General features: G+C 74.1%; 3 protein-coding genes. 2 read left to right on the top strand and 1 reads right to left on the bottom strand.

Annotation, left to right across the window (positions count from 1 at the left end; all coding sequences use genetic code 11):
* Together D7X12_RS40905 and D7X12_RS40900 are read left to right on the top strand one after the other, a co-directional pair.
* The coding region (locus D7X12_RS40905) for a hypothetical protein (RefSeq protein WP_244225086.1) at positions 1-260 on the top strand (260 nt) is incomplete at its 5' end.
* The gene (locus tag D7X12_RS40900; protein ID WP_120630510.1) at positions 257-1,144 is read left to right on the top strand and encodes a hypothetical protein; all 888 of its coding nucleotides are present in this window, start codon (positions 257-259) and stop codon (positions 1,142-1,144) included. The genes D7X12_RS40905 and D7X12_RS40900, both read left to right, overlap by 4 nt.
* A gap of 71 nt (positions 1,145-1,215) precedes the next feature.
* Here D7X12_RS40900 and D7X12_RS40895 read toward each other — a convergent pair.
* A partial coding sequence (locus tag D7X12_RS40895) for a YfhO family protein (protein ID WP_147443985.1) occupies positions 1,216-2,347 on the bottom strand: 1,132 nt, incomplete at its 5' end.

Below are 2,347 nucleotides of genomic sequence, written 5' to 3'. Positions count from 1 at the left end.
CCACCACCCCCTCCCCCTCTTCCGGCTGGCAGGACGTGTTGATCCGCCACCTGGAGCCGCTGCTGGGCGGCTTCACCGCGAAGATGGCCATCCAGACCGCCTCGCTGCGGACCCTGAAGCGCCCGCCTGAACAGGTAGGCCTGCAGGACCTCCCGCAGCTGCTGGAGGGCCTCAAGCCCATGCTCAACACGTTCATCGGAGCCCTGCACACGAAGGTCATCCTCACGGAGTTCTCGACGGCCATGGAGAAGTTGCGATGAGCGCCTCCCCTTCCCCGGGCCGCGCCTCCGGGTCGGTGGCTCCCTGGCTGGGCGCCGTCGCGGGGCTCCAGGTGCTCCACCTGCTCGCGGTGGCCACGTCCCTCCAGGATGCGCACCGGCTGTCGCTGACCGGAGACGTGGCGGGCTGGGCCGTGGGCCTGCTCGCCGTGGCGGGAACGCTGGCGGCGACGCTGGCGTTCGCGCCGGGCGACTACCTGCGGCGCGTGTGGGGGCTGCTGACGCTCGGCGCGCTCCTGTCACTCGTCAGCACCGCCCTGCGCAGCTACTGGCTGCACGCGGTGCCGGGCGTGCCGTTCGTCGACTCACCGCTGCTGCCCGTGCGCATGGTCGTCGTCGTGCTCGCGAACGTGAGCACCACGTTCGCGCTGGTGCTGCTGGCGCGCACCTACCGGCAGTCAGGGCTGGAGCCTCCGCCCAGCTCCCGCGCGACGTTGCTGTGGGCGGTCGCGGCGGTGTGCGCGCTCGCCGTTGGCGGACCGGCGCTCGTCACGGCGATGGGGCACCTGGGCCGGGGCTTCGCGGCCACGTGCACCGCGGTCATCGCGCTCGCCTCCACGCTGGCGGACATGACGACCATCCTGCTCGTCGCGCCCATCCTGCGCGTCGCGTACATGCTGCGCGGTGGACGGCTCGCGTGGGTGTGGTGGGCCATGGGCGTGTCCGGCGCGGTGTGGCTCGTCTACGACGCGCGCGAGTGGCTCGCGATGGTGCTGCCCGGCACTCCCAACGACGTCGTGGAGCTGCTGCGCACGCTGCGCACGTCAGGGCTCGCGATGCTGGGGCTCGCCGGGTGGTTGCAGCGCTCCGCCCTCGCCGCGTCCCAGCGGGAGTCCCGTGCCAGGGTCGCCGTCCCCACGGCATGAGCTGAGTCCCCGCAAGCGCACGGACACGAACGGCCCGCTCCCGCGCACCTCCGGGGCGGGCCGTGCTGCTTTCACCGTCCGGGCACCGCCCGCGAACCGCGCCGCCGCGACACCGCCATCGCGGCGCCCAGCGCGCCCAGCGTCAGCACGCCCACCCACAGCCCCGCGACGAGGCCCGGCGTCCGGTAGCGCAGGCTCACCGTGTGACGCCCCGCCGGCACCGCCACCGCGCGCACCGCCACGTTGGCGGGGAGGATGGGAACAGGCTCGCCATCCAGCGTCGCGGACCAGCCGGGCTGATACGCGTCGTTGATCACCAGCACCGCGGGCGCCGCGGCCTCCACGTCCACGCTGAAGCGCTCCGGGGACTCGCGGGCCACCCGCACCGTCCCCGTGCCGGACGCGGGCTCATGCGGCAGCGGCGTCACGCACTCCACGATGGCGACGTCGCGCGGCGGCAACTCCGGCGCCTTCATCCGCCGCAGGGCCTCGTCGGGCGAGGCCACGCACTCCGGCCGCGCGAGGTGGATCCGCTCGGGCGAGTCCGGATGCGCCAACAGCGTCACCCCGAAGAGCGCATCCTGCGCCGCCACGCGGGCCCCGGGGGGCAGCCCGGACGTCAGCTCCATCGTGCGCGACAGCGTGAAGCGCGTGGACAGGCGGGGCGCAATCTCCCCGAACCAGCGCCCCAGGTTTCCCTGCAGCCGGCGCACGCGCACGCTCTCCCCGGGCAGGTAGCCGCCCGCGCTCTCGATGTCCCAGAACACCGGCGTGTCCGGCGCGAGCACGACCATCTGCGCCAGGCTCAGCCGGTCCTTGAACTCGTAGCCGGGCAGCGGCGGCGCGCCATAGCCCTTCACCACCGTCTGCACCCGCACGGGCTCCCCCGCGGGCACGGACGCGCGGATCCGCTCCACGAACGGAGGAGGTGTCTCAAGAATCTCCGCCGGGGACACCTGGTAGAGCGGCCCGTTCTCCAGGAAGAGCGCCCCGCCCTGGAGCACCACCAGCCCCGTGCCCAGCTTTGGCCGCCACGCCAGGACCGCGCACAGCAGCGCGAGCCCCGAGGCCGTCCCCGCCATGCGCACCACGTTGCCCGACAGCCCCTCCAGCGCGGCGGCGGGCGCGTCCGGCCAGCGCGACAGCACCCAGCCCCGCGTCCACCCGCCTCCCACGAGTTCGCCCAGCGCGATGCCAGCGCAG

The organism is Corallococcus sicarius (assembly GCF_003611735.1).
GTDB classification, from domain to species: domain Bacteria; phylum Myxococcota; class Myxococcia; order Myxococcales; family Myxococcaceae; genus Corallococcus; species Corallococcus sicarius.
The sequence above is the reverse complement of the archived record's forward strand: the minus strand, read 5'-3'. Positions and strand labels throughout refer to the sequence as shown.

What these genes read in the sequence shown, in the direction of transcription:
- D7X12_RS40900 (WP_120630510.1), top strand. Translation starts at nt 257, where the DNA reads ATGAGCGCCTCCCCTTCCCCGGGCCGCGCCTCCGGGTCGGTGGCTCCC.